The following is a 25,137-nucleotide window of genomic DNA, read 5'->3' on the forward strand; positions in this document are numbered from 1 at the left end:
GGTCGGCCCGGGGGACAAATACGGACGGAAAAGTGCCTGGTGGCATCCCGTAAAGGTCATCCAGTGGACTACGGACGGAAGGGATCGCGATGTTCACTGCACGCGGACCCGGCAACCATCCGTACGATGCCCGCGTCTGTCTCTCGAACAGGGGCGACAGGAAAGACACCCCTTAAAGTGGGGCGGACAACCCGGCGGACCGACCTTCGTCCGGCGGACCGGGCCATGTGAGGACCACGATCAGCAGGGAGCGCATGACGTGCGGCCGGTAGGCAGCAAGTACCTGCTCGAGGAGCCCCTCGGGCGCGGTGCCACGGGCACCGTCTGGCGAGCCCGTCAGAGGGAGACCGCGGGCGCCGAGGCGGCCGTCGCGGGACAGCCCGGTGAGACCGTCGCGATCAAGGTCCTCAAGGAGGAGCTCGCGAACGACGCGGACGTGGTGATGCGTTTCCTGCGGGAGCGCTCCGTCCTCCTCCGCCTCACCCACCCGAACATCGTCCGCACCCGCGACCTCGTCGTCGAGGGGGATCTCCTCGCTCTGGTCATGGACCTGGTCGATGGCCCGGATCTGCATCGCTACCTGCGCGAGAGCGGCCCGCTCAGCCCGGTCGCGGCGTCGCTGATGACCGCCCAGATCGCGGACGCGCTCGCCTCCAGCCACGCCGACGGAGTCGTCCACCGCGACCTGAAGCCGGCGAACGTGCTGCTCAAGACGGACGCCGACGGCCAGATGCACCCGATGCTGACCGACTTCGGCATCGCGCGTCTCGCCGACTCCCCCGGTCTGACCCGCACCCACGAGTTCGTCGGCACCCCCGCGTACGTCGCGCCGGAGTCCGCCGAGGGCCGTCCGCAGACGTCGGCGGTCGACATCTACGGCGCGGGCATCCTGCTCTACGAACTGGTCACCGGACGGCCCCCGTTCGCGGGCGGCACGGCGCTCGAGGTGCTGCACCGCCACCTCAGCGAGGAGCCCCGCCGCCCCACCACGGTCCCCGAGCCGCTGTGGACGGTCATAGAGCGCTGTCTGCGCAAGGAGCCGTCGGAGCGGCCCAGCGCCGAGAACCTCGCCCGCGGTCTGCGTACGGTCGCCGCCGGGATCGGCGTGCACTCGAACGCCGCCCAGGTCGACGCCGCGCTCGGCGTCGGCGCGCTGCTGGCGCCCGACCCGGCCCCGGCACCGGTCCCCGGCGCACCGGGGTCCTCCGACGCGACGCAGGTCCTGCCGAACACCGGCGGCGGCAGCTCGGCGTACGATCCGGCCGCCGCGACCAGCGTCATGCCGCAGACCGGGCAGCCGGGCGGCAACGCCGACCCGACCGCCGTCATGCCGCCCGTACCCCCGGGGCAGGGCCCCGAGGAGCCGCACCCCTGGCAGAGTCAGCTGCAGGCCGCGCGGGACCGCAACGAGCAGACGCAGGTCCAGTACCTCGATCCGAGCCAGGACCCCATGCGCCGCCGTCCCCAGCGACAGGCCCCGCAGCAGCCGCCGCAGAACCGGCAGCCGCAGCGGCAGCCGCAGCGCCCCCAGCCGTACGCGCCGGCCCCCCAGCCGCAGCGTCAGCAGTACGCCCCCCAGCAGCAGTACGCGCCCCCGCAGGCGCCGCCGCCCCAGCAGCCGCCGGCGCAGCGCCCGCCCCGCCAGCCGAGGCAGCGTGCGAACCCGATGCGCATCCCGGGGCTCGGCTGCCTCAAGGGCTGCCTGTTCACGGTGCTGCTGTTGGTCGTGGCCGGCTGGCTGATCTGGGAACTCACTCCGCTCCAGGGGTGGATCTCGGAGGGCAAGAGCTACTGGGAGGCGATCGGCGACGCCGTTTCGACGGTCACCGACTGGATCGGGCAGCTCGGCGAGGCCAAGGACACCGCCGACCAGATCGGTAACCAGCAGTAACCCTGTCGTTTTGTCGACTTCTGCGGGCCGACTTATCCCGCAGAAGTGGAGGTTGGCGCCATCCGGGGCACGCAGCACCCCAATGCCCGCGTACGTTGTGGGACAACGCCAGCCGCTGAGGGAGCAGTCTTGGCACGGAATATCGGCAGCCGGTACACGGCCCACCAGATCCTGGGGCGGGGCAGCGCCGGCACGGTGTGGCTCGGCGAAGGACCCGAAGGGCCCGTCGCCATCAAGATTCTTCGCGAGGACCTCGCCTCCGACCAGGAGCTGGTCGGACGCTTCGTCCAGGAGCGCACCGTCCTGCTCGGACTCGACCACCCCAGAGTCGTCGGCGTCCGCGACCTCGTCGTGGACGGCAACGACCTCGCGCTGGTCATGCAGCTCGTACGCGGCACCGATCTGCGCACCCGGCTCGACCGCGAGCGCCGCCTCGCGCCCGAGGCCGCGGTCGCGATCGTCGCGGACGTCGCCGACGGCCTCGCGGCCGCCCACGCGTCGGGCGTCGTGCACCGGGACGTCAAGCCGGAGAACATCCTGCTCGACATGGAGGGTCCGCTCGGGCCCGCCGGCTCGCACCCCGCGCTCCTCACCGACTTCGGCGTCGCCAAACTGATCGACACCCCGCGCCGTACCAAGGCGCCCCGCCCCGCCGGCGGCGCCGCGCCGAACCCGTCCGGCATCATCGGCACCCCCGACTACATCGCGCCCGAGATCGTCGAGGGCCTGCCGCCCCGCGCGGCCGTCGACATCTACGCGCTCGCCACGGTCCTCTACGAGCTGCTGGCCGGCTTCACGCCCTTCGGAGGCGGCCACCCCGGCGCCGTACTGCGCCGCCATGTCACCGAGACCGTGGTGCCGCTGCCCGGCATCCCCGACGAGCTCTGGCAGCTCGTCGTCCAGTGCCTGGCGAAGGCCCCCGCCTCCCGGCTGCGCGCCTCAGAGGTGGCCTCCCGGCTGCACGACCTGCTGCCCACGCTCGCGGGCATCCCGCCCCTGGACGTCGACGAGCCCGACGCGGAGCAGCCCCCGGAGCCGTACGAGGACGTCGCGCGGCCCGCCCCCGGCGAGCAGCGCCGCCGCGGCGCGGTGCCGCTGGTCCCGGGCGGCGCACCCGCCGACTCCAACCGCGACACCCACACCTCGATGCGCGTCCCCGCCCCCGACGAGCTCGCGGGCGGCGCCCACGGGACGGCGCGGGCGCCCCGCACGCCCGGCCAGCGCAGGCCCGGCTCCGCCCGGAACCGGGCCGCCGCGCTGCGCAGGCGCCGTATCACTCTCAGTGTCGCCGCTCTCGCCGTGGCCGCGGCGGTCGGCGTCGGCGGCTGGCTGGCCACCAGCGGCGACGACGGCCAGGCGCCGCCGCAGGACAACCGGCAGTCGGCGCCCGCGGAACCGTAGGGCCCGCGGGGCCCTGCGGCCCCCGGAAGCCCGGGCCACCGGGGGCAGCACTGGTCCGCCGGCTCAGCCGTTACGCTGGACCCGTGGCAGTCGTCGATGTATCCGAAGAGCTGAAGTCCCTTTCCTCGACCATGGGGTCGATCGAGGCCGTCCTGGACCTCGACCGGATGAGGGCAGACATCGCCGTGCTCGAGGAGCAGGCGGCGGCACCGTCCCTGTGGGACGACCCCGACGCGGCGCAGAAGATCACCAGCAAGCTTTCGCATCTGCAGGCCGAGGTCCGCAAGACCGAGGCGCTCCGTTCCCGTATCGACGATCTCGAGGTGCTCTTCGAGCTCGCCGAGGACGAGGACGACCCGGACGCCCTCGCCGAGGCGGAGGCCGAACTGGCGGCGGTCCGCAGGGCCCTCGACGAGATGGAGGTCCGCACCCTCCTCTCCGGCGAGTACGACGAGCGCGAGGCCCTCGTGACCATCCGTGCCGAGGCCGGCGGTGTCGACGCCTCCGACTTCGCGGAGCGACTCCAGCGCATGTACCTGCGCTGGGCCGAGCGGCACGACTACAAGACCGAGATCTATGAGACGTCGTACGCCGAAGAGGCCGGCATCAAGTCGACCACTTTCGTCATCCACGCCCCGTACGCGTACGGCACCCTCTCCGTCGAGCAGGGCACGCACCGCCTGGTCCGCATCTCGCCGTTCGACAACCAGGGTCGCCGCCAGACGTCCTTCTCGGGCGTCGAGGTGCTGCCCGTCGTCGAGCAGACCGACCACATCGACATCCCGGAGAACGATCTCCGTATCGACGTGTACCGGTCCTCCGGCCCCGGCGGCCAGTCCGTCAACACCACCGACTCCGCCGTCCGTATCACGCACATCCCGACCGGCGTCGTGGTCTCGTGCCAGAACGAGAAGTCGCAGATCCAGAACAAGGCGTCCGCGATGCGCGTTCTCCAGGCCCGCCTGCTGGAGCGTCAGCGGCAGGAGGAGCGCGCCAAGATGGACGCCCTCAAGGGCGACGGCGGAAGCTCGTGGGGCAACCAGATGCGTTCGTACGTCCTGCACCCGTACCAGATGGTCAAGGACCTGCGTACCGAGTTCGAGGTCGGCAACCCGCAGTCGGTGCTCGACGGCGAGATCGACGGTTTCCTCGAGGCGGGCATCCGCTGGCGCAAGCAGCAGGAGAAGTAGCGCGCGACAAGCCGCGCCGAAGCGCCGGGCCCCTCCGGGACCCGGCGCTTCGGCGTTCCCCGTCCGGCGTTCCCCGGTCCGGTCAGGCGATTCTCCGGTAGCCGGACAGGGCCTCGGTGGCGATGGTCACCGCCGTGTGCCCGCTCGCCGTGTTGTCGGCGAAGAACCGGATCCTGCCGGTGTCGGGAGTGGTGGCCCACAGGTCCATCACACCGTTGTTGTTGCCGTCCGGCGCCGCCACGAACATCGGCACCGTCGACGTGGACCAGTTCGAGCCGATACCCGTACGCGCGTCCAGGCTGATGTCGTACCCGCCGTCGTTCTCGTTCGTACCGCGGTGGAAGACATACGGGCCGCCCACGTCGGGCCGGTCGCAAGCAGCTGCCCCTCGGTGGCCCCCGCTCCAGCTCGGGCACGAACTGGCCGGGCAACCGGGGCTTCGTCGGCGGCACCACCGACCCGACCGGCACCACCCACCTGGGCGCCCGCGAGTACGATCCCGCTCTCGGCCGGTTCCTGTCGGTCGACCCGCTCATGCTCCAGGGCGACGAACGGCAGCACAACGGCTACCAGTACGGCACCAACAACCCGGTCACCCTCGGCGTTCGGCCGGGCCTTCGGCGGGGCCAAGACCTGGCGTGAGGCGTACAGGACGAACGCGATCTCCAAGACCGAGGTGATGACCAAGGTCGCGCCCGCGACCGGGATGAAGCACGCGGTGATGCGTCCGCAGACCCGTGTCGACGCCGGAGCGACATACGGCAACATGAGCGTCAACGCCGGATTCAACGCCGGATTCAACGTCGGGTTCTGCGGCGCGGGCAGCGTCAGCCTCGGCGCCTGCAGCGTCGGCTCCTACCCCGGCGTCTGTTGGGGGGAATCCCCGCAAGGGCCTCACGCGCGTCCGGCCCTGGGCCGGGAGGGAGGGACCGCACAGGTTCCTCCCTCGCCCCGGGCGCCGTACCGAGCACGACACGAGCAAGAGGGCGCCAGATGACCAAGTCGAGAACCGAGCGAGAGGACCCGCGTCGCGAGGTCCTGCGCCGGAAGTCCTTCTCGGTGCTGTCCTGGACGATCGTCCTGGCTATGGGCCTCGGCGCCGTGGGGGCCACCGACATGGCCGTGTGGAGCGACGACCCGCAAGGCCCCCTGACGGGCGTCGCCCTGTGTTTCGCCACGATCGCGCTGGTTCGGCGCGTCCTGTGCGCGCGGGTCGTGCTCGACCCGGGCGTGCTGCGGGTGGTGAACCCGCTGTTCACCTATGTAGTCCCGTACCGCCTGGTCAGCGAGGTCGGCACCGGCAAGGACGGCACCCTGAAGGTGCGCACGACCGAGGGCGGCGAGATCTACGCCACGGGGTTCGGCGGCTCGCTGTTGGACCACTTCGTCGGCTCGGCGGACCGGGCGGCGGAGCGTCTCCGCGAGGTCGCCCGGCAGCGCAGGGGCCGTCGCGACGGCGAGGCGGAGAGCGCCCGGCGCACGGTGACGGTGTCCTGGGTCGGTGACGTCTGCCTGGTGACCGCCCTCGGGGTGGCGGTGGCAGCGGTGGTGTCGGGCGGGTAGCACCCCTGGGCGATTCGCGCCCGCAAGCGCCATGCGGATGTTTTCGGCGCTTTATCGACAAGGGAACTGCCCTCCAGGGGGCGGCAGTTCCCTTTTATGTCACAGTTGCATGCCCCCAGGCCAGGCAAGTGAGATTATTCCGGACATCGCGTCTGCTAACGAACTTGACGCCCTTTCGAAAACTGGGAAGGGTGGCGCGCGGCATGCGTACTTCTGGGGCGCGTGTGAACCGGGGGCGCGGCACAAAGGCCCCCGGACTCGCTGCCCCTGACGCAGCTCCAATGACGAGAGCTACTGGGGGTAGCAGTTACATGACGAAGAACACGCGGATCCGTGTCGCGCGTATAGCCGCCGGCGCAGTGATCGCCGCGGGTGCGTCGCTGACCGCCGCAGGCGCGGCGCAGGCCTTCGACCTGACCGGCGACGTCGAGGTCGCCGGCGTCGGCGTCAGCGGCGAGGTCAGCACCAACGATGAGCCCGGATGTGAGCTCATTCCGACGCTCTGCGAGTCCGGTGGCACCAGCGCCGGTACGTCGGGTGAGACGAGCGCCGGTACGTCTGGTGAGACGAGCGCCGGTACGTCGGGTGAGACGAGCGCCGGTACGTCTGGTGAGACGAGCGCCGGTACGTCGGGTGAGACGAGCGCCGGTACGTCGGGTGAGACGAGCGCCGGTACGTCGGGTGAGACCAGCGCCGGTACGTCGGGTGAGACCAGCGCCGGTACCTCTGGCGAGACGAGCACCGGTTCCTCCGGCGAGCAGTCCGGGGGTAACAGCAACTCGGGCGGCACCGGGGGTGACGACTCCACGGGCGGCAACGGCAACTCGGGCGGCAGCAGCAGCGGCGGCAACAGCGGCGGCGGCGGCAACGGTGGCGGCGGTGTGATCGACGGTGACGGTGACGGCACCGACACCGACAATGCCGGCTCCAAGCCCATCGAGCAGAGCCAGGGCAAGGAAGAGCTGGCCGGTTCCGGTGACGCCGGCACGGGCACCGGTACGGGTACGGGCACGGGCACCGGCGGTGAGCTGGCCGAGACCGGCGCCGCCGAGACGACCTTCCTGCTGGTCGGCGCCGCCACGATGATCGCCGGTGGCATCGGCTTCCGTATGCTGCCGCGTCTGGTGGCCGGTGGCCGCACCGTCGCCTAAGCGACAGAGCGTGCGCAAGCGGTAACGCACCACGAGAAGAGCCCGGGGCCGATGGTCCCGGGCTCTTCCATGTCTCGCGCGCGCAGCGCGCCCTGCGTGCCCCTAGGCGGTCTGCGCCGCCAGGAGCGCCACCGCGGCCACCAGCAGCACCAGCAGGGCAAGCAGCGCAGCCGGGTTCAGGCCGCCGAGCGGCCCTTCCTGCTGCAGTCGCTCACGATTCGCCCGGCAGACCGGGCAGCGGCCCTCGGTGACAGGTGCAGCGCAGTTGGCGCACACCAATCGGTCATAGGTCATGCGCTCTCCTCCTCACCGCGCGCCGGGGCCGCAAGGAGCGCGGACCGCAAGCACATTTCTCTCCCGACAACGCACAGGGAAACGCGACTGTTCCCCTACCACTGTGCCAGCTCGCGCGCTTTTAGGCGCGGGCCGCCGGATTTGCCCTCGAACGACGAACGGACAAAATACGCAAGTCAGGACGGGGACTGCGCGGCTGCGGCGCAGTCGCGTAAGGTCACGCTCACCTACTCCCGGCCGACCGTGGTGCACCCGTGATCCGATTCGACAACGTCTCCAAGACATACCCCCGGCAGAACCGTCCTGCCCTGCGTGACGTCTCCCTCGAGATCGAGAAGGGCGAGTTCGTCTTTCTCGTGGGCTCGTCCGGTTCGGGCAAGTCGACGTTCCTGCGGCTGGTTCTCCGTGAGGAGCGCGCGAGCCAGGGCATGGTCCATGTCCTCGGCAAGGACCTGGCCCGGCTCTCCAACTGGAAGGTGCCGCAGATGCGCCGCCAGCTGGGCACCGTGTTCCAGGACTTCCGGCTCCTGCCCAACAAGACCGTCGCGGAGAACGTGGCGTTCGCGCAGGAGGTCATCGGCAAGCCGCGTGGCGAGATCCGCAAGGCCGTGCCCCAGGTGCTCGACCTCGTCGGCCTCGGCGGCAAGGAGGACCGGATGCCCGGCGAGCTCTCCGGTGGTGAGCAGCAGCGCGTGGCGATCGCCCGGGCCTTCGTCAACCGCCCCATGCTGCTCATCGCGGACGAGCCGACGGGAAACCTCGACCCGCAGACCTCCGTCGGCATCATGAAGCTGCTCGACCGGATCAACCGCACCGGCACCACCGTGATCATGGCGACGCACGACCAGAACATCGTCGACCAGATGCGCAAGCGCGTCATCGAGCTCGAGAAGGGCCGTCTCGTCCGCGACCAGGCCCGCGGCGTCTACGGCTATCAGCACTGAGCCCGGACAGACTGCAAGACTGAAAGGCTGACAGCACGCCATGCGCGCCCAGTTCGTGATGTCGGAGATCGGGGTCGGTCTCCGCCGCAATCTCACGATGACCTTCGCGGTGATCGTCTCCGTAGCCCTGTCGCTCGCCCTGTTCGGCGGTGCGCTGCTCATGCGCGAGCAGGTCAGCACGATGAAGGACTTCTGGTACGACAAGGTCAACGTCTCCATCTTCCTCTGCAACAAGAACGACGCGGCGACCTCGCCCCAGTGCTCCAAGGGGGCCGTCACCGCGGCGCAGAAGGAACAGATCGAGGCCGATCTGAAGAAGATGGACGTCGTCGACAAGGTTCACCACGAGACGGCGGAACAGGCGTACAAGCACTACCGCGAGCAGTACGGCGACACCCCCATCGCGTCCACGATCACCCCGGACCAGATGCAGGAGTCGTTCCGCGTGAAGCTGGACGATCCGGAGAAGTACAAGGTCGTGGCGACGGCGTTCGCCGGCCGGGACGGCGTGCAGTCGGTCCAGGACCAGCGCAACATCCTGGAGAACCTGTTCTCCCTGATGAACGGCATGAACGTGGCGGCGATCTTCGTCATGGGACTGATGCTCGTCATTGCGCTGATGCTCATCGTCAACACCGTGCGCGTCTCCGCGTTCAGCCGTCGGCGTGAGACCGGCATCATGCGGCTCGTCGGCGCATCGAGCTTCTACATCCAGATGCCGTTCATCATGGAGGCCGCTTTCGCGGGCCTGTTGGGCGGTGTGGTCGCCTCCTTGATGCTTCTGGTGGGGCGTTACTTCCTGATCGACCACGGTCTGGCGCTCTCCGAGAAGATGCAGCTGGTCAACTTCATCGGCTGGGACGCCGTGATCACCAAGTTGCCCCTGGTGCTGGCGATCGGGCTGCTGATGCCCGCCGTGGCCGCTTTCATCGCATTGCGCAAGTATCTGAAGGTGTGACAAGCGCCCCGGGCGCCGTGCGGGCAACCGCCGTACGGCGCCCTTTGCTTGTCCTAGACTCGTCGCCATGTCCGGCCCCGAGTTCAGTCTCAGGCCCCACGGTATTCGCCGCGGGGCTGCCCTGACTTTGGTCTTCGGAGTCGTCGTGGCCACGGCCGCGGTCACCAACTGCCTGCCGCAGGACGACGCCTCCGCACGGCCCGCGCTCTCCGCCCGCGCCGCCGCGGCGACGGTGGACCGCGAGGACGTGGCGCGCGCCGCCGCCGAGGCCGCGGCCAAGGGCAAGTCGGGCACGAAGGCGGCCGAGGAGGTCGTCAGCCGCAGCGGCGACCGCTGGGGCGCCGTGTACGACAAGCAGGAGTACGAGGAGTTCCGCAAGGCGCTCGACGGCGAGTACACCGGCGTCGGCCTCGGCGCGAGACGCGCCGCCGGCGGCACGGTGGAGATCGCCCGGGTGCAGCGGGACAGCCCCGCGGCGCGGGCCGGGATCAGGGCCGGCGACCGGCTTCTCTCGGTCGACGGCAAGGACGTCGCCCGGCGGCCGGTCACCGAGGTCGTGGCGCTGCTCCGCGGCGGCAGCGGCACCGATGTGGTCCTGGAGCTGGAGCGTGACGGGCGCAGCTGGTCGAAGAAGCTGACCCGCGCCCTGCTGAGCACCGAGACGGTCACCGTGGAGTACGCGGACGGCGCCGTCGTGATCAGGATCTCGTCGTTCACCAAGGGCTCCGGCGAGCGGGTGCGGCGGGCCGTGCACGACGCCCCCGAGGGCGCCGGCGTCCTCCTCGATCTGCGGGGCAACGCAGGCGGCCTGGTGTCGGAGGCGGTCACCGCCGCCTCGGCCTTCCTCGACGGCGGCCTCGTCGCCACGTACGACGTGGACGGCCGGCAGCGGGCGCTCCACGCGGAGCAGGGCGGCGACACCGGACGGCCCGTCGTCACCCTCGTCGACGCGGGCACCATGAGCGCCGCCGAGCTCGTCACCGGGGCGCTCAAGGACCGGGGCCGTGCTGTCACGGTCGGTACCCGCACCTTCGGCAAGGGCTCGGTGCAGATGCCGAGCAGGCTCCCGGACGGGTCGGTCGCCGAGCTCACCGTGGGTCACTACCGGACGCCTTCGGGTCACAGTGTCGACGGCAAGGGCATCGTCCCGGACCTGGTGGCGCCCGAGGGCGCAGAAAAACGGGCCCAGACGGTATTGAGTGGCCTCGGGGGCGGGTCGTAGTGCGAAAATGACCGCACTATGGCTAAGGAAACAGGGCGCAAACTGATCGCGCAGAACAAGAAGGCGCGGCACGACTACCACATTCTCGACACCTACGAGTGCGGTCTGGTGCTGACCGGTACCGAGGTGAAGTCGCTGCGCCAGGGGCGGGCGTCGCTGGCGGACGGCTTCGTGCAGATCGACGGCAACGAGGCATGGCTGCACAACGTCCACGTGCCGGAGTACAGCCAGGGCACCTGGACCAACCACAGCGCCCGCCGCAGGCGGAAGCTGCTGATGCACCGGATGGAGATCGACAAGCTCGAGTCGAAGTCGCAGGAGACCGGGCACACGATCGTCCCGCTGGCGCTCTACTTCAAGGACGGCCGGGCGAAGGTCGAGATCGCGCTGGCGAAGGGCAAGAAGGAGTACGACAAGCGTCAGACGCTGCGGGAGAAGCAGGACCGCCGCGAGACGGAGCGCGCGGTGTCGGCGGTCCGCCGGAGGGCACGGGGCTGACCCCGGGGAATACGCTGGCATCGGGGTGCGTTGGTCACGTACGATGGCAACAGTCCCGCCGAGCGGGGCGCCGCCCCTCCAGGGGCTTGAAAAATACACATGGGGATGATCGGTTTCGACAGCGGATGTCGAAGCAGGGGAAGCGTGTCGAGGAAGCGGCAATGATCTCGTAAACCATATGTCGCAAACAATAATCGCCAACACCAAGCGCGATTCCTTCGCCCTCGCTGCCTAAGTAGCGATTTGCGAAGTGTCAGCCCGGGGCTGTTCCCGACCCGGATCCTGGCATCAGCTAGGGAACTAAACCTCTAAGCCCGGTCACGGGGCGTAGAGGGAAATCAAACAGTGACTGAGCCCGTCGGAGACTTGTTCGCGTGATCTCCGGGGCCGAGAAAATCGCAGCGAACTGCACACGGAGAAGCCCTGATTCTGCACCGTTGGACGCGGGTTCGATTCCCGCCATCTCCACTCATCCCATGTAGACCTTCGGCCCGCGGACACCTCCGCGGGCCGGAGGTCTTTCATGTGCGCTGCGCCTGTGTCTCGCCGGACCTGCCCGTGCCTCTCTGTGCGCCTCCCGGAACCGGTTTGACCGTTGTTGTCCGACTTGTAGTGAACTAGCCTCATTTGTGGGGCTGATGCAGTCGCGTCGGCCTCTCTCTGGAGGCGGTCCTCATGGCAACAGCAGCAGAGACCGGTCGCGCGACCGGCGAGCAGGCTCTCGACTCGGCGCGCCTCGAACAGCTACTCGGGCAGGCGGTCACCGACATGGGAGCCGCCATGAACGGCGTGCTCGTCATGATCGGTGCGGAGCTCGGCCTGTGGTCGGCGCTCAAGGACGCCGGACCGCTGACGGCGGCGCAGGTCGCCGAGCGCACCGGTGTGCCGGTCCTGTACGTGAACCAGTGGCTGGCGGCCCAGGCGGCGAGCGGCAATGTCGACTACGACGCGGGCGGCGGCACGTTCACCCTCTCGCCCGAGCAGGCGCTCGTCCTCGCCGACGAGAACAGCCCCGTCTACCTGGTCGGCGGCTACCACATCGTCGCCTCCGTCTACCGCGACCGCGACCGGATCGCCGAAGCGCTGCGCAGCGGGCGCGGATTCGGCTGGCACGAGCACGATCCCGAGCTGTTCCGCGGCACCGAGCAGTTCTTCCGGCCCGGCTATCGCACCCACCTCGTCGCCGAGTGGATCCCCGCCCTCGACGGGATGACGGAGAAGCTGCGCGCCGGTGCGAAGGTGGCCGATATCGGCTGCGGCCACGGCGTGTCCACGATCCTGATGGCCCAGGCGTATCCGGCGTCCACGGTCCACGGGTTCGACTACCACCGGGCGTCGGTCGACAAGGCGGCCGCGCTCGCGGCCGAGGCGGGCGTCTCGGACAACACCGTCTTCGCCGCCGCTTCTGCGAAGGACTTCCCCGGCGAGGGATACGACCTCGTCTGCTTCTTCGACTGCCTGCACGACATGGGCGACCCGGTCGGAGCGCTGCGGCACACCCGCGAGGTCCTCGCCCCCGACGGGGCGGTGATGCTGGTCGAGCCGTTCGCCAACGACGAGCTCGCGGACAACCTCAATCCGGTGGGCCGCATCTACTACGCGGCGTCGACGGTCATCTGCACCCCGTCGTCGCTGTCGCAGGAAGTCGCCGCCGGGCTCGGGGCGCAGGCCGGCGAGAAGAGGCTTCGCGAGGTGGCGGAGGAGGCCGGGTTCACCCGGTTCCGCCGGGCCACGGAGACGCCCTTCAACATGGTGCTCGAAGCCCGTCCGTAGCCGGTTCTTCGCGATCTGGTTGAACGCCCGCGCCGGCGAAGCCGTACAGGCCGGTGCGGGCGAAGCCGTGGACGGGGGCGCGCGCCGGACGGCGCCGCGGACCGCCGGCTTCGACGTGCCCGGAGGCTGGCCGGAAAGCGCGCATGTCGACGGTTGCCGAAACGAGATATGTCCCTGATGTGTGACAAGAACCAGCTGCGGTGAGCCGGGTGCGACAGGGTGCGCTACATTCATGGACCGGGTGAGTGAGTGGGGTAGAAGCGCTCGGACAGGGTTCGGGGACCGCGTCCGAAAGCAGCCGGGGAGCTGTGCGCGCACCCGAATCCAGTCAGTGGGGGGATGTGCCACACGCCATGGAGAATTGGCAAGAAAACGCCGGTACCGGTCACACGCACGAGCCGCACGAGGTGACGATTCAACTCGACGGCCTCGGACGGCAGCTGCGGGACCTGCCCGTCGAGCCCATCGCCGTCCAGGAGAGCGACGAAGGGCCGGTCTTCGTCGACGAGAGCGGCCGGCGCAGCAAGAAACTCCGCCGTATCGGCTGGGTGCTGGCCGCCGCCTGCGCCTGCTACGCCATCACCCTGGCCGCCGCCCTCATCGGCGGCGATTCCAGCGCGCCCTGGATGCCCGGCCTCGGTCAGGCGGGGGATCAGAAGCCCGAGCACGTAGAGATCCAACCCGCGCCCACCGACCGTGAGTCCGCGGTGGCGACGCCGGGCGCCCCGTCCGGGAAGCCCGCCCCCGAAGACTCGGTCGGCACCGTGCCCCGGCCCTCGGACAGCTCCGCCGGCAGCAGTTCGCCGGCCACCGCGCCGCCCGGGTCCGCGCCGCCCCCCGCCGCGACGCCGGCCCCACGGCCGGCGAGCAGTGGCACCGGCGCGGACCCGGGCGGCGGCCCCGCGGCCCCGGCCAGCAGCGCGCCCACCCCTGACACCACTCCGTCCGGTGGCAGCGAGCCCTCCGAGCCCGCTGCTCCCACCAGCGACGCCCCCGTACAGCCCGTCGACGCCCCCGTACAGCCCGTGCAAGAAGGCGCACCGTAAATGACCGTTCCCACCCCAGGGGCTCCGCCCCGGCGGAGCCCCAAGCGAGTCGCACGCCGCAGACTGCCGATGCGCTATCTGCTGCCCGCGCTCTCTCTGGTCGCCCTGCTGGCGATGCTGATGCTGCGCGGCTATGTGCACAGCGAGATCCTCGCCGACCACCGCGTCCGCCCCCCGGCCCCCACGGAGCAGGTCCCCGAGCACATACTCGCGGGCGGCCCCGTCATCGACGCGCGGGACAAGCAGAACCCGAAGGCGCTCAGCATCCCCGAGCGGCGGCTGGTGCTGACCTTCGACGACGGCCCCGACCCGGTCTGGACGCCGAAGGTCCTCGACGAGCTCAAGGAACACGACGCGCACGCCGTCTTCTTCGTCACCGGCACCATGGCCTCCCGCCATCCGGACCTGGTCGAACGGATGGTGCGAGAGGGCCACGAGATCGGCCTGCACACGTTCAACCACCCCGATCTTTCCTTCCAGTCCACCGACCGCATCGACTGGGAGCTGTCGCAGAACCAGCTCGCCATCGCCGGCGCGGCGGGCATCCGCACCTCGCTGTTCCGGCCGCCGTACTCCTCCTTCTCCGACGCCCTCGACGACGAGTCCTGGCCGGTCACCCAGTACATAGGGACCCGCGGCTACATCACCGCCTTCAACAACACCGACTCCGAGGACTGGAAGCGCCCCGGCGTCGAGGCGATCATCGAGCGCGTCACCCCCAAGGGCACCGAGGGCTCCATCGTGCTGATGCACGACTCCGGCGGCGACCGCTCCCAGACCGTGGCCGCCCTCGACCGCTTCCTGCCGGACATGAAGGCGCGCGGCTACCGGTTCACCAACCTCACAGAGGCCCTCGGCGTCCCCAGCGCCCACACCGGGGTGAGCGGCCCGGAGCTGTGGAAGGGCAAGGCGTTCGTCGGGGCCGTGGCCGTCTCCGAGAACACCACCGAGGTCCTGGTCGTCTGCCTGGCCGTGATCGGCGTGCTGGTCTTCGCCCGCTTCGGGCTGATGCTGATCCTGTCCTTCGCCCACGCCCGCAAGGTCCGCCGCAGGAACTTCAGCTGGGGACCGCCGATCACCCGGCCGGTGTCCGTGCTGGTCCCCGCGTACAACGAACGCGAGTGCATCGCCAACACGGTCCGCTCGCTGATGGCCAGCGACCATCCGCTGGAGGTCATCGTCATCGACGACGGCTCCAGTGACGGCACCGCCGACATCGTCGAGGCGATGGGGCTGCGGGGCGTCCGTGTCGTACGGCAGCCCAACTCGGGCAAGCCCGCCGCCCTCAACAACGGCATCAGGAACGCCCGGTACGAGATCGTCGTCATGATGGACGGCGACACCGTCTTCGAGCCGGCCACCGTCCGCGAGCTCGTGCAGCCCTTCGGTGACCCGCGCGTCGGCGCGGTCGCGGGCAACGCCAAGGTCGGCAACCGCGACACCCTCATCGGCGCCTGGCAGCACATCGAGTACGTGATGGGCTTCAACCTCGACCGGCGCATGTACGACCTGCTCGGCTGCATGCCCACCATCCCCGGCGCCGTCGGCGCCTTCCGCCGCACCGCGCTGGAGCGGGTCGGCGGCATGAGCGAGGACACCCTCGCCGAGGACACCGACATCACCATGGCCATGCACCGCGACGGCTGGAAGGTCGTCTACGCGGAGAAGGCCCGCGCCTGGACCGAGGCCCCCGAGTCCGTGCAGCAGCTGTGGTCCCAGCGCTACCGCTGGAGCTACGGCACCATGCAGGCGATCTGGAAGCACCGCCGCGCCCTCGTCGAACGCGGGCCCTCCGGCCGCTTCGGCCGGGTCGGCCTGCCGCTCGTCTCCCTCTTCATGGTCCTCGCGCCGCTGCTGGCCCCGCTGATCGACGTCTTCCTGCTGTACGGGCTGGTCTTCGGCCCCACCCAGAAGACCATCGCCGCCTGGCTCGGCGTGCTCGCGATCCAGGCGGTCTGTGCCGCCTACGCCTTCCGACTCGACAAGGAACGCATGGTCCACCTCCTCTCCCTGCCGCTCCAGCAGATCCTCTACCGCCAGCTGATGTACGTGGTGCTCCTGCAGTCGTGGATCACCGCCCTGACCGGCGGCCGGCTGCGCTGGCAGAAGCTGCGGCGCACCGGGGCGGTCGAGGCCCCGGGGGTCGCCCAGAACCAGCGGCAGCGCGCCGCCGCGGAGCGGAGGTCGGTCGCATGACGGCCACGTCACCGCGGACGGCGACGCCCGCAGGCGGGACCTCTCCGGTCCCCGCAGGCGGCAGGGACCGCTACTTCGACCTGCTGCGGGCGCTCGCTCTCTTCCGGGTCGTGCTCTACCACCTGGTGGGCTGGGCCTGGCTGCCGCTCCTCTTCCCCTCCATGGGCGTGATGTTCGCGCTGGCCGGCTCCCTGATGGCCCGCTCGCTCGCCCGCCCGGCGCTCCGGGTGATCCGTGGCCGGATACGGCGGCTGCTGCCCCCGCTGTGGGTGCTGGGAGCCGTGGCCGTCCCCGCGATGCTCATCGAGGGATGGCGCCCGGGGCCGTCCGCGGTCTTCTGGATCCTGCCGCTGAGCGACCCGCCGTACCTCGCCGCCGGCTGGGCCGGCGACATGGCGGAGCCGCTCTGGTACCTGCGCGCCTACCTGTGGTTCGTGCTCCTGACGCCGCTGCTGCTGCGCTGCCTGCGCAGGCTGCCGTGGGCGACCCTCGCCGCACCCCTCGTCCTCTCCTTCGTGCTGGCCACCGGCCACCTCTCCACCCCGGAGCGGATCGACTCGGCGCTCACCGACTTCACCACCTTCGGCGCGTGCTGGCTCCTCGGCATGGCCCGCCAGGAAGGCGTCCTCGCCCGCCTGCCGCGCTACGTCGTGCCCTCGCTGTCGCCGATCGTGATGGGGGCCGGGCTCTGGTGGGCCGTGCGCCACGGCTTCCCCTCGGGCGACGGGCTCGACGGCATCCCGCCTGCCGCCGCCCTCTGGTCGCTCGGCGCGGTGATGCTGCTGATGCACGTCAGCCCGTCCTGGGAGTCCTGGCCGCCGAAGCTGCGCCAGTGGGACAGCGTGATCACTCTGCTCAACGCCCGGGCCGTGACCGTCTACCTCTGGCACAACGTGTGCATCCTGCTCGCCGCGGCCCTCTGGGACCGGATGTGGGAGATCGACGCGCTCGCCGAACACGCGCCCTGGCTGCTGGAGAGCTGGGTGCCCGTGCTGCTGGCCGCCTGGGGGCTGATCGCCGTGTGCGTCCTGCTCTTCGGCTGGGCCGAGGACCTGGCGGCGAAGCGCCGTCCGCGGCTGTGGCCGAACGGTCAGGGGACCGGCCGCTCACACCCCGCCCGGCCCTCGGGTGAGAGCAAGGTTTCGCACCGGTGACGTGTAGCCACCGGCCCTGAAACGCGCCGTCCATAACGTCGCCCCCACGATCGGAAACAGGTGGAGGCGCGTGATGGCAGGCCGATGGATCGAAGAGTGGGACCCAGAGGACGAGACCTTCTGGCAGACCAAGGGAGAGCGGGTCGCACGGCGCAACCTCGCCTTCTCGGTGCTCAGTGAGCACATCGGCTTCTCGGTCTGGAGCCTGTGGTCCGTGATGGTCCTCTTCATGGGACCGGAGTACGGCATCGACCCGGCGGGCAAGTTCTTCCTGATCGGCACGGCGACCCTCGTCGGCGCCGTGATCCGGGTGCCGTACACCTTCGCGGTCGCGAAGTTCGGCGGCCGCAACTGGACGATCTTCAGCGCGCTGCTCCTGCTGGTGCCGACGGGCGCGGCGTACGCGGTGATGGAGCCGGGCACCTCGTACACGACGTTCGTCGCGGTCGCCGCCCTCACGGGTGTCGGCGGCGGCAACTTCGCCTCGTCGATGACCAACATCAACGCCTTCTTCCCGCTGCGGAAGAAGGGCTGGGCGCTCGGCCTCAACGCGGGTGGCGGCAACATCGGGGTACCGGTGATCCAGCTGGTCTCCCTGCTGATCATCGGCACGGCGGGAGCGGCCCACCCGCGGCTGGTGCTCGGCATCTACCTGCCGCTGATCGTCGTCGCCGCGGTCTGCGCCGCGCTGTGGATGGACAACCTCGCACCGGTGAAGAACGACACCGGCGCGGCGATCGACGCGGCCAAGGACGGCCACACCTGGATCATGGCCTTCCTCTACATCGGCACCTTCGGCTCGTTCATCGGCTACAGCTTCGCCTTCGGTCTCGTGCTGCAGACCCAGTTCGGCCGCACCCCGCTCCAGGCGGCCTCCCTCACCTTCATCGGCCCGCTGCTCGGCTCGCTGATCCGGCCGCTGGGCGGTGCGCTCGCCGACCGTTTCGGCGGGGCACGCATCACCCTGTGGAACTTCGTGGGCATGGCCGCCGCGACCGCCCTGGTCGTCGCCGCCTCCGTCCAGGAGTCCCTGCCGGTGTTCCTCGTCGGCTTCATCTCCCTGTTCGTGCTCACCGGCCTCGGGAACGGCTCGACCTACAAGATGATCCCCGGCATCTTCCAGAACAAGGCGCTCGCCAAGGGCCTGACCGGTGAGACCGCGGCCGCCTACGGGCGCCGGCTGTCCGGCGCCTCCATGGGGCTCATCGGCGCCGTCGGCGCGGTCGGCGGGCTCGCCATCAACCTGGCCTTCCGCCAGTCCTTCCAGACCGCCGGCACCGGAACCGCCGCCTTCGTCTCCTTCCTCGTCTTCTACGCGGTGTGCTCGGCCGTCACCTGGGCGGTATACCTTCGCCGGCCCGTCGCGGTGCCGGTCCGCACGGCGGACACGCAGACGGAGCCCGAGCGGGACTACGCACGGGTCTGAGCGAGCGGAGTCCGTAACCACGGTGAAATATGAGCGAACCGGGCCTGTCACGCGCCTTTGACAGGCTCGGTCGCCCGTTCACCGTCCGATGGCACCGCCGATGGGGCACTTAAGTGGGGACGACCGAGATGCACGACCAAGGCCAATCGCACGGCCCCCTCGCGGGCTTCACCGTCGGCGTGACCGCCGCCCGGCGCGCCGACGAACTGGGCGCACTGCTGCAGCGGCGGGGCGCGGCCGTCCTGCACGCCCCCGCGCTGCGCATCGTTCCGCTCGCCGACGACACCGAGCTGCTCGCCGCGACCAAGGAGCTGATCGACCACACCCCCGACGTGGTCGTCGCCACGACCGCCATCGGCTTCCGCGGCTGGGTGGAGGCCGCCGACGGCTGGGGGCTCGGAGAGGAGCTGCTCGGCCGGCTGCGCGGCGCCGAGCTGCTGGCACGCGGCCCCAAGGTCAAGGGCGCGATCCGGGCGGCCGGGCTCACAGAGGAGTGGTCGCCGCCGTCCGAGTCCATGGCCGAGGTCCTGGACCGGCTGCTCGGCGAGGGCGTGGCGGGCCGCCGGGTCGCGCTCCAGCTCCACGGCGAGCCGCTGCCCGGGTTCGTCGAGTCGCTGCGGGCGGCGGGCGCGGACGTCGTCCTCGTACCCGTCTACCGCTGGATGCCGCCCGAGGACATCACCCCGCTCGACCGGCTGCTGGACGCGACGATCGCGCGCGGCCTGGACGCCGTCACCTTCACCAGCGCCCCGGCCGCCGCCTCCCTGCTGAACCGGGCCGAGAGCCGCGGCCTCCTGTCCGACCTGCTGGGCGCCCTGGACCGCGACGTCCTCGCGGCGTGCGTCGGCCCGGTCACCGCGGTGCCGCTGCAGGCCGCCGGCGTCACCACGGTGCAGCCGCAGCGGTTCAGACTCGGCCCGCTGGTACAGCTCCTCGGCGCCGAACTGCCCGCCCGGGCCCGTGCGTTCCCGGCCGCGGGGCACCGCGTCGAGATCCGCGGCCACGCCGTCCTCGTCGGCGACGAGCTGCGTCCGGTGCCGCCCGCCGGCATGGCCCTGCTGCGGGCCCTCTCCGAGCGGCCCGGCTGGGTCGTCTCGCGCGCCGATCTGCTGCGGGCCCTGCCCGGTTCGGGCAAGGACGAGCACGCGGTCGAGACGGCCATGGCCCGGCTGCGCACGGCGCTGGGTGCGCCCAAGCTGATCCAGACGGTCGTGAAACGCGGCTACCGGCTCGCCCTCGACACCGCGTCCGACGCCAAGTACGCCGACAACGACACCTGACCGCGTCCCGATGAGGTCTTCCGGCGGCACCCGCCGGCGGGCACTCTGGTGGGAACACCCGACGGTGATCCCGAGGCGGTGACAGGCGCATGACAGCGGCGGGCGGGTCCCACGCGCAGCCGTGGCGGTTCGACTCCGGTCGGATCTGCCTGGACCTGGTGGCGACGGCACAGGAGGCGGCCCGGCGGCCCGGCGGGCGCGACCCCCTCGCGGACCCCGGGAGGCTGACGAGCTGGCTCACCGGCGCCGGTCTCGTCCCCGCGGGGACCGAGCCGGCCGGGGTGGACGGCGACTGGGTGGCCGCCTTCGCCGAACTGCGCGACTGCGTCGACCGCCTGGTGCGCACCCGACCCGCCGACCGCTGCGCGGAGCGGGACCTGGAGGTCCTCAACTACCGGGCGCAGAGCGCCCCGCCGGGCATCAGGGCCGTGACCGACCAAGAAGGCCGCCTGGTACGGGCGCTGAGCTCCGAACCCGGCTGCGCCGCGCTCCTCGCGGTCGTCGCACGGGACGCGGTCGACCTCCTCACCGATCCCGTCGCGCGCTCGCGGCTGCGGCAGTGCGAGGGCGACAACTGCCGCCGCGTCTATCTGGACACGTCACGGGGCAGGCGGCGGCGCTGGTGCTCCAGCGAGGTGTGCGGGAACCGGGAGCGCGTGGCCAGGCACCGCAGGCGGACCTCGGTAAAAGATCTTGAAGTTTCTTCCGCCGGTATTGAGTGAACCTCCCGCCGTCCCCGTAGTGAAGAGGGACCAGGCCACGCCCCAGCGACGCCTGGCGGCTCAGCCGACGAACACGGGGTCTCGACCGGGAGGTGCAGGTGCGCAAGGATGCCGCCGTGGCCGATGACCGTCCGCAACGGGCCCGCCATCGCAGTGAGAAGCCACGTATCGACCCCTCTGTGCCCGACGAGGAGTTGATGCGTGCTCTCTACCGCGAACACGCGGGACCGTTGCTCGCCTATGTACTGCGTCTCGTCGCCGGCGATCGCCAGCGTGCCGAGGACGTCGTGCAGGAGACGCTCATCCGTGCCTGGAAGAACGCCGGCCAGCTCAACCGTGCGACCGGCTCTGTCCGACCCTGGCTGGTGACGGTCGCCCGGCGCATCGTCATCGACGGTCACCGCAGCCGGCAGGCCCGGCCGCAGGAGGTCGATCCGTCGCCGCTGGAGGTCATGCCCGCGGAGGACGAGATCGACAAGGCGTTGTGGCTGATGACGCTCTCAGATGCGCTCGATGATTTGACGCCCGCCCACAGGGAAGTTCTTGTCGAGACGTATTTCAAGGGGCGTACGGTCAATGAGGCGGCCGAAACGCTCGGCATACCCAGCGGGACCGTGCGGTCCCGAGTGTTCTACGCACTCCGTTCCATGAAGCTCGCTCTTGAGGAGAGGGGGGTCTCGGCATGACCATGTACGAGCAGGAATCCGTGCACGACGCCGTCGGCGCATATGTGCTCGGCGTACTGGACGAAGCGGACGCCTCCGCCTTCGAAGCGCATCTGGCGGGGTGCGACATCTGTGCCGCCCACCTCGAGGAGTTCTCGGGGATGGAGCCGATGCTCGCGATGCTCGCGATGCTCGCGGAGGCCCCGGCCGCCGCGCCACCGCAGGGCAACGTCTACAGCCTGCCCGGGATGCGCGGCATGGAGGACTTCCCGCCGCCCCGGCCCGTGCCCGTGGTGCCCACGGCCCCGAGCCCCAAGGTGCTCGACGGCCTGCTGAACGAGGTCGCCGTCAAGCGCGCCCAGAAGCGCAGGCGCGGCATGTACCTCATCGCCGCGGCCGCCGCGCTGGTCATCGGCGGCCCGGCCGTCGCGGTCGTGGTGACGGCGGACGGCACGGGGAGCAACGTGGCGGGCGCCGACCCGCACCCCACCAGCCCCGCGGAGGACGCCTTCTTCCACCACATGGACGAGAAGGTGCAGGCCACGGACGCGACCACCAAGGTCAGCGCCGTCGTCGGGATGGAGAAGAAGGGCTGGGGCACCCACGCCGTCCTGGAGCTGAAGAACGTCAAGGGACCGCTCAAGTGCAACCTCATCGCCGTCTCCAAGACCGGTGAGGAGGAGGTCGTGACCTCCTGGGCCGTCCCCAAGTGGGGCTACGGCATCCCCGACAGCCCCAGCAAGGAAGGCAAGAACCCGCTGTACGTGCACGGCGGCTCGGCGATGGAACGGAACGACATCGACCACTTCGAGGTCCGCACGTTCGAGGGCGAGCGGCTGGTCGAGATCGACGCGTAGCGGACGCCGCATCGCGGCCGGGGAGCTGTGCGGCCCCCGGCCCCCTTCGCATGTCCGCGGCCCCCGGTCCGCGCGGTCCCCGGAGGCCGCCCGGCCGGGGCCCCCGCACCGCGGCCCGGACAGGTGCAATATCCTCCCCCCTTGCCGTACGGTTGACGGCTGCCCAGTGCACGTCAGAAGGGGGCCCGGTGGCCGCGCAGGATGCCGCTGTCGAATCCGTGGTCGGCTCCGCCGCCGACACGGTGCGAGACCGAGAGATCGGTGTCGAACAGAAACACCTCGACCAGGTGTACCGCCGCCTCGAGGAGAAGATCCACGAGGCCGAGTTCCTGATGAACGACGCCGCCAAGAGGGGGCAGGTCGGCACCCCCGGCGCGCTCGCGGAGCGGGACGCCCAGGTCTTCCGGGCCGGCATCCACCTCAACCGCCTCAACAACGAGTTCGAGGACTTCCTCTTCGGCCGGATCGACCTGCTGTACGGCAAGGACGGCGAGAAGGGCCCCGACGGCGCCTACACCTCCGTCGAGCCCGCCGACGACGCCGTACGGCCCGACAACACCGCCGAGATCGGCGAGACCCTGCACATCGGCCGGATCGGGGTCCTCGACTCCGACTACACCCCCCTCGTCATCGACTGGCGCGCGCCGGCCGCAGCGCCGTTCTACCGCTCCACCCCGGTCGACCCGGGACGGGTGGTGCGCCGCCGCGTCATCCGCTCCAAGGGCCGCAAGGTCCTCGGCGTCGAGGACGACCTGATGCGCCCGGAGCTGACCGCCACGCTGAACGGCGAGAAGCTCCCCGTCATCGGCGACGGCGCGCTGATGGCGGCGCTCGGGCAGGCCCGCAGCCACTCGATGCGGGACATCGTCGCCTCCATCCAGGCCGAACAGGACCTGGTCATCCGCGCTCCCGCCGCCTCCGTGACCTACGTGGAGGGCGGTCCGGGCACCGGCAAGACGGCCGTCGCCCTGCACCGGGCCGCGTATCTGCTCTACCAGGACCGCCGCCGGTACGCGGGCGGCATCCTCATTGTGTCCCCGACGCCGCTGCTCGTCGCCTACACCGAGGGCGTGCTGCCCTCGCTCGGCGAGGAGGGGCAGGTCGCGATCCGCGCGGTCGGCTCCCTGGTCGACGGGGCGGAGGCGACGGTCTACGACGAGCCGGCCGTGGCCCGCGTCAAGGGCTCCTCCCGGATGCTGAAGGTGCTCCGCAAGGCCGCCCGCGGCGCCCTGGAGATGTCCGCGCCCCAGGTCTCCGGTGCCGCCCCGGAGGGACAGCTCGCCTTCGGCGAGGAGCCGGAGGACGCCCCGGCCCTCGCCGCCGCGCCCACCCGGCTGCGCGTCGTCGCCTTCGGCCGGCGCCTGGAGCTGGAGGCCGACGAACTGCAGCGCATCCGCCACACCGTGCTCGGCGGCACCGCCCCCGTCAACCTGCTGCGCCCGCGCGCCCGCCGCCTCCTGCTGGACGCCCTGTACGCCAAGTCCGGCGCCGCCGCCCGGCACGCCGGCGACGCGGAGCTCGCCGCCGAGCTGCGCTCCTCCTTCGACGAGGACGTCACCGGCGAGGACGGCTTCACCGCCTTCCTCGACGCCTGGTGGCCCGAGCTGACCCCGCGCGGAGTGCTCGCCGCCATGGCCGACGAGCGCCGCCTCGGCCGCTGGGCCCGCCGGGTGCTCAACCCGGGCGAGGTGCGCAGGCTGGCCCGCTCACTGCGCCGCGACGGCCTGTCCGTGCACGACGTGGCCCTCCTGGACGAGCTGGGCACCCTGCTCGGCACGCCCGCTCGCCCCCGCAGAAGGCGCGAGCTCGACCCGCTGGACCAGCTGACCGGGCTGGAGGAGCTGATGCCGCAGCGCGAGGAGTCGCAGCGCGAGCGGGCGGAGCGTCTCGCGGCGGAGCGCACCGAGTACGCGCATGTGATCGTCGACGAGGCGCAGGACCTGACGCCCATGCAGTGGCGGATGATCGGCCGGCGCGGCCAGCACGCCACCTGGACGGTCGTCGGCGACCCGGCCCAGTCGTCCTGGTCCTCGCCGGACGAGGCGGCCGAGGCCCGCGACGAGGCGCTGGGCACCCGCCCGCGCCGCCGCTTCGAGCTGACCGTCAACTACCGCAACCCGGCCGAGATCGCCGAACTGGCCGCCAAGGTGCTCAGGCTCGCCATGCCCGGCATGCGGTCCCCGTCCGCCGTGCGCTCCACGGGGGTGCGGCCGCGGTTCGCGGTCGTCCCGGACGGCGCCGACCTGGCCGGGGTCGTACGGGCCGAGGCCGAGCGGCTGCTGGAGCAGGTCGACGGCACGGTCGGCGTCGTCGTGGCGATGAACCGGCGCGAGCAGGCGGCGCGCTGGCTGGCCGGGCTGGGAGAGCGGGTCGTCGCGCTCGGCTCGCTGGAGGCGAAGGGGCTGGAGTACGACGCGACCGTGATCGTCTCACCGGCTGAGATCGCTGGGGGCACCTCCCCGGACGAAGTCTCTCGGGGAGAGTCACCCGCGGGCCTGCGGGTCCTGTACGTGGCGCTGACCCGCGCCACCCAGCAGCTCACGGTGGTCTCCGGCCGCCGCGACCAGCCCGACGGGGACGGGGTGCCGGACCTGCTGCGGGACTGAACGGGCGACCGTCCTCGAAGCCGGCGCGGCGTACGGGAATCACTTCCCGGGAGCGTGCGTTAGCCTGGATACGGCACCGGCCCGATCCAAGCCCCCGGGCCCAACCTTCGTCCCTCAGAGGGACCACTTGCCGCGAGGCGAGCATGGCGGGTCGGTGCCACCCAGCTACCGCGGACCCTCCGCTCGAGAGGCCCGCGTCACCGGACCGGTGACGCGGGCCTCTTCAGTTTCCGGAACGTTTCTCGTATGGTGGAAAACAGTTTCCGAAAACAATATGACCGCATTACCTGCTACCGGCAG

At 70.9% G+C, this 25,137-nt stretch carries 21 protein-coding genes, 1 other RNA gene and 1 pseudogene; 21 read left to right on the forward strand and 2 right to left on the reverse strand.

Annotated elements, in window-relative coordinates; all coding sequences use genetic code 11:
- Window positions 1-259 precede the first annotated feature (259 nt).
- The 3 genes from ACFYOP_RS00185 to prfB all read left to right on the forward strand — a co-directional run bounded on the left by ACFYOP_RS00185 (window position 260) and on the right by prfB (window position 4,482).
- Window positions 260-1,891 (forward strand): serine/threonine-protein kinase, encoded by a 1,632-nt coding sequence (locus ACFYOP_RS00185; protein ID WP_356898121.1) that lies wholly within the window; start codon window positions 260-262, stop codon window positions 1,889-1,891.
- 129 nt (window positions 1,892-2,020) lie between these two features.
- On the forward strand, window positions 2,021-3,292 hold the full coding sequence (locus ACFYOP_RS00190) for a serine/threonine-protein kinase (RefSeq protein ID WP_356898122.1): 1,272 nt from the start codon (window positions 2,021-2,023) through the stop codon (window positions 3,290-3,292).
- An 83-nt stretch (window positions 3,293-3,375) separates the two neighbouring features.
- Window positions 3,376-4,482, forward strand: a complete 1,107-nt coding sequence (gene prfB / locus ACFYOP_RS00195; RefSeq protein ID WP_356898123.1) for a peptide chain release factor 2 — start codon at window positions 3,376-3,378, stop codon at window positions 4,480-4,482.
- Window positions 4,483-4,564: 82 nt separating this feature from the next.
- Here the strand turns inward: prfB and ACFYOP_RS00200 are convergent, their stop codons facing one another.
- Entirely contained in the window at window positions 4,565-4,843 is a 279-nt protein-coding gene (locus ACFYOP_RS00200) for a hypothetical protein (protein ID WP_356898124.1), read from the reverse strand.
- Window positions 4,844-4,854: 11 nt separating this feature from the next.
- Here ACFYOP_RS00200 and ACFYOP_RS00205 point away from each other — a divergent pair.
- The 3 genes and pseudogenes from ACFYOP_RS00205 to ACFYOP_RS00215 all read left to right on the forward strand — a co-directional run.
- A pseudogene (locus tag ACFYOP_RS00205) lies at window positions 4,855-5,079 on the forward strand (RHS repeat-associated core domain-containing protein); the annotation flags it as partial.
- A gap of 396 nt (window positions 5,080-5,475) precedes the next feature.
- Window positions 5,476-6,045: a hypothetical protein gene (locus ACFYOP_RS00210; protein WP_356898125.1), complete on the forward strand. Its 570-nt coding sequence runs from the start codon at window positions 5,476-5,478 to the stop codon at window positions 6,043-6,045.
- A 311-nt stretch (window positions 6,046-6,356) separates the two neighbouring features.
- Window positions 6,357-7,196 carry a hypothetical protein gene (locus ACFYOP_RS00215; protein WP_356898126.1) on the forward strand — a complete coding sequence of 280 codons (840 nt, stop codon included), beginning with the start codon at window positions 6,357-6,359 and terminating at the stop codon, window positions 7,194-7,196.
- Between the two features lie 102 nt (window positions 7,197-7,298).
- On the opposite strand, the gene ACFYOP_RS00220 is transcribed toward ACFYOP_RS00215, so the two are convergent.
- Window positions 7,299-7,490: a hypothetical protein gene (locus ACFYOP_RS00220; RefSeq protein WP_356898127.1), complete on the reverse strand. Its 192-nt coding sequence runs from the start codon at window positions 7,488-7,490 to the stop codon at window positions 7,299-7,301.
- A 254-nt stretch (window positions 7,491-7,744) separates the two neighbouring features.
- Here ACFYOP_RS00220 and ftsE point away from each other — a divergent pair, with 254 nt between their 5' ends.
- The 15 genes from ftsE (at window position 7,745) to ACFYOP_RS00295 (ending at window position 24,837) form a co-directional block, all read left to right on the forward strand.
- Complete coding sequence (gene ftsE / locus ACFYOP_RS00225; RefSeq protein ID WP_005316903.1) at window positions 7,745-8,434, forward strand: cell division ATP-binding protein FtsE; 690 nt, start codon at window positions 7,745-7,747, stop codon at window positions 8,432-8,434.
- A gap of 40 nt (window positions 8,435-8,474) precedes the next feature.
- Complete coding sequence (ftsX, locus tag ACFYOP_RS00230) at window positions 8,475-9,392, forward strand: permease-like cell division protein FtsX (RefSeq protein WP_356898128.1); 918 nt, start codon at window positions 8,475-8,477, stop codon at window positions 9,390-9,392.
- 67 nt (window positions 9,393-9,459) lie between these two features.
- Window positions 9,460-10,614, forward strand: coding sequence for a S41 family peptidase (locus ACFYOP_RS00235; RefSeq protein WP_356898129.1), 1,155 nt, complete (start codon window positions 9,460-9,462; stop codon window positions 10,612-10,614).
- A gap of 18 nt (window positions 10,615-10,632) precedes the next feature.
- A complete protein-coding gene (smpB, locus tag ACFYOP_RS00240) occupies window positions 10,633-11,112 on the forward strand; it encodes an SsrA-binding protein SmpB (protein ID WP_356898130.1) in 480 nt (159 codons plus the stop codon).
- A gap of 101 nt (window positions 11,113-11,213) precedes the next feature.
- Window positions 11,214-11,583, forward strand: a transfer-messenger RNA (tmRNA) gene (gene ssrA, locus ACFYOP_RS00245).
- 204 nt (window positions 11,584-11,787) lie between these two features.
- A complete protein-coding gene (locus ACFYOP_RS00250) occupies window positions 11,788-12,885 on the forward strand; it encodes a class I SAM-dependent methyltransferase (RefSeq protein WP_356898131.1) in 1,098 nt (365 codons plus the stop codon).
- Window positions 12,886-13,292: 407 nt separating this feature from the next.
- Complete coding sequence (locus tag ACFYOP_RS00255; RefSeq protein WP_356898132.1) at window positions 13,293-13,931, forward strand: hypothetical protein; 639 nt, start codon at window positions 13,293-13,295, stop codon at window positions 13,929-13,931.
- Window positions 13,932-16,127, forward strand: coding sequence for a glycosyltransferase (locus ACFYOP_RS00260; protein WP_388450440.1), 2,196 nt, complete (start codon window positions 13,932-13,934; stop codon window positions 16,125-16,127). It begins immediately after the preceding gene.
- A complete protein-coding gene (locus ACFYOP_RS00265; protein ID WP_356898133.1) occupies window positions 16,124-17,281 on the forward strand; it encodes an acyltransferase in 1,158 nt (385 codons plus the stop codon). Before ACFYOP_RS00260 ends, ACFYOP_RS00265 begins: the two co-directional genes overlap by 4 nt.
- Before the next feature lie 73 nt (window positions 17,282-17,354).
- Window positions 17,355-18,707 carry a nitrate/nitrite transporter gene (locus tag ACFYOP_RS00270; protein WP_356898134.1) on the forward strand — a complete coding sequence of 451 codons (1,353 nt, stop codon included), beginning with the start codon at window positions 17,355-17,357 and terminating at the stop codon, window positions 18,705-18,707.
- Between the two features lie 128 nt (window positions 18,708-18,835).
- Window positions 18,836-19,987 (forward strand): uroporphyrinogen-III synthase, encoded by a 1,152-nt coding sequence (locus ACFYOP_RS00275; RefSeq protein WP_356898161.1) that lies wholly within the window; start codon window positions 18,836-18,838, stop codon window positions 19,985-19,987.
- Window positions 19,988-20,076: 89 nt separating this feature from the next.
- Complete coding sequence (locus ACFYOP_RS00280) at window positions 20,077-20,709, forward strand: ABATE domain-containing protein (RefSeq protein ID WP_356898135.1); 633 nt, start codon at window positions 20,077-20,079, stop codon at window positions 20,707-20,709.
- 92 nt (window positions 20,710-20,801) lie between these two features.
- Window positions 20,802-21,395 (forward strand): sigma-70 family RNA polymerase sigma factor, encoded by a 594-nt coding sequence (locus ACFYOP_RS00285; protein ID WP_356898136.1) that lies wholly within the window; start codon window positions 20,802-20,804, stop codon window positions 21,393-21,395.
- Window positions 21,392-22,231, forward strand: a complete 840-nt coding sequence (locus tag ACFYOP_RS00290; protein WP_356898137.1) for a zf-HC2 domain-containing protein — start codon at window positions 21,392-21,394, stop codon at window positions 22,229-22,231. Before ACFYOP_RS00285 ends, ACFYOP_RS00290 begins: the two co-directional genes overlap by 4 nt.
- A gap of 188 nt (window positions 22,232-22,419) precedes the next feature.
- On the forward strand, window positions 22,420-24,837 hold the full coding sequence (locus ACFYOP_RS00295; RefSeq protein WP_356898138.1) for a UvrD-helicase domain-containing protein: 2,418 nt from the start codon (window positions 22,420-22,422) through the stop codon (window positions 24,835-24,837).
- Window positions 24,838-25,137: the final 300 nt, after the last annotated feature.

Source organism: Streptomyces sp. NPDC006294, assembly GCF_042870895.1.
Taxonomy (GTDB): Bacteria; Actinomycetota; Actinomycetes; order Streptomycetales; family Streptomycetaceae; genus Streptomyces.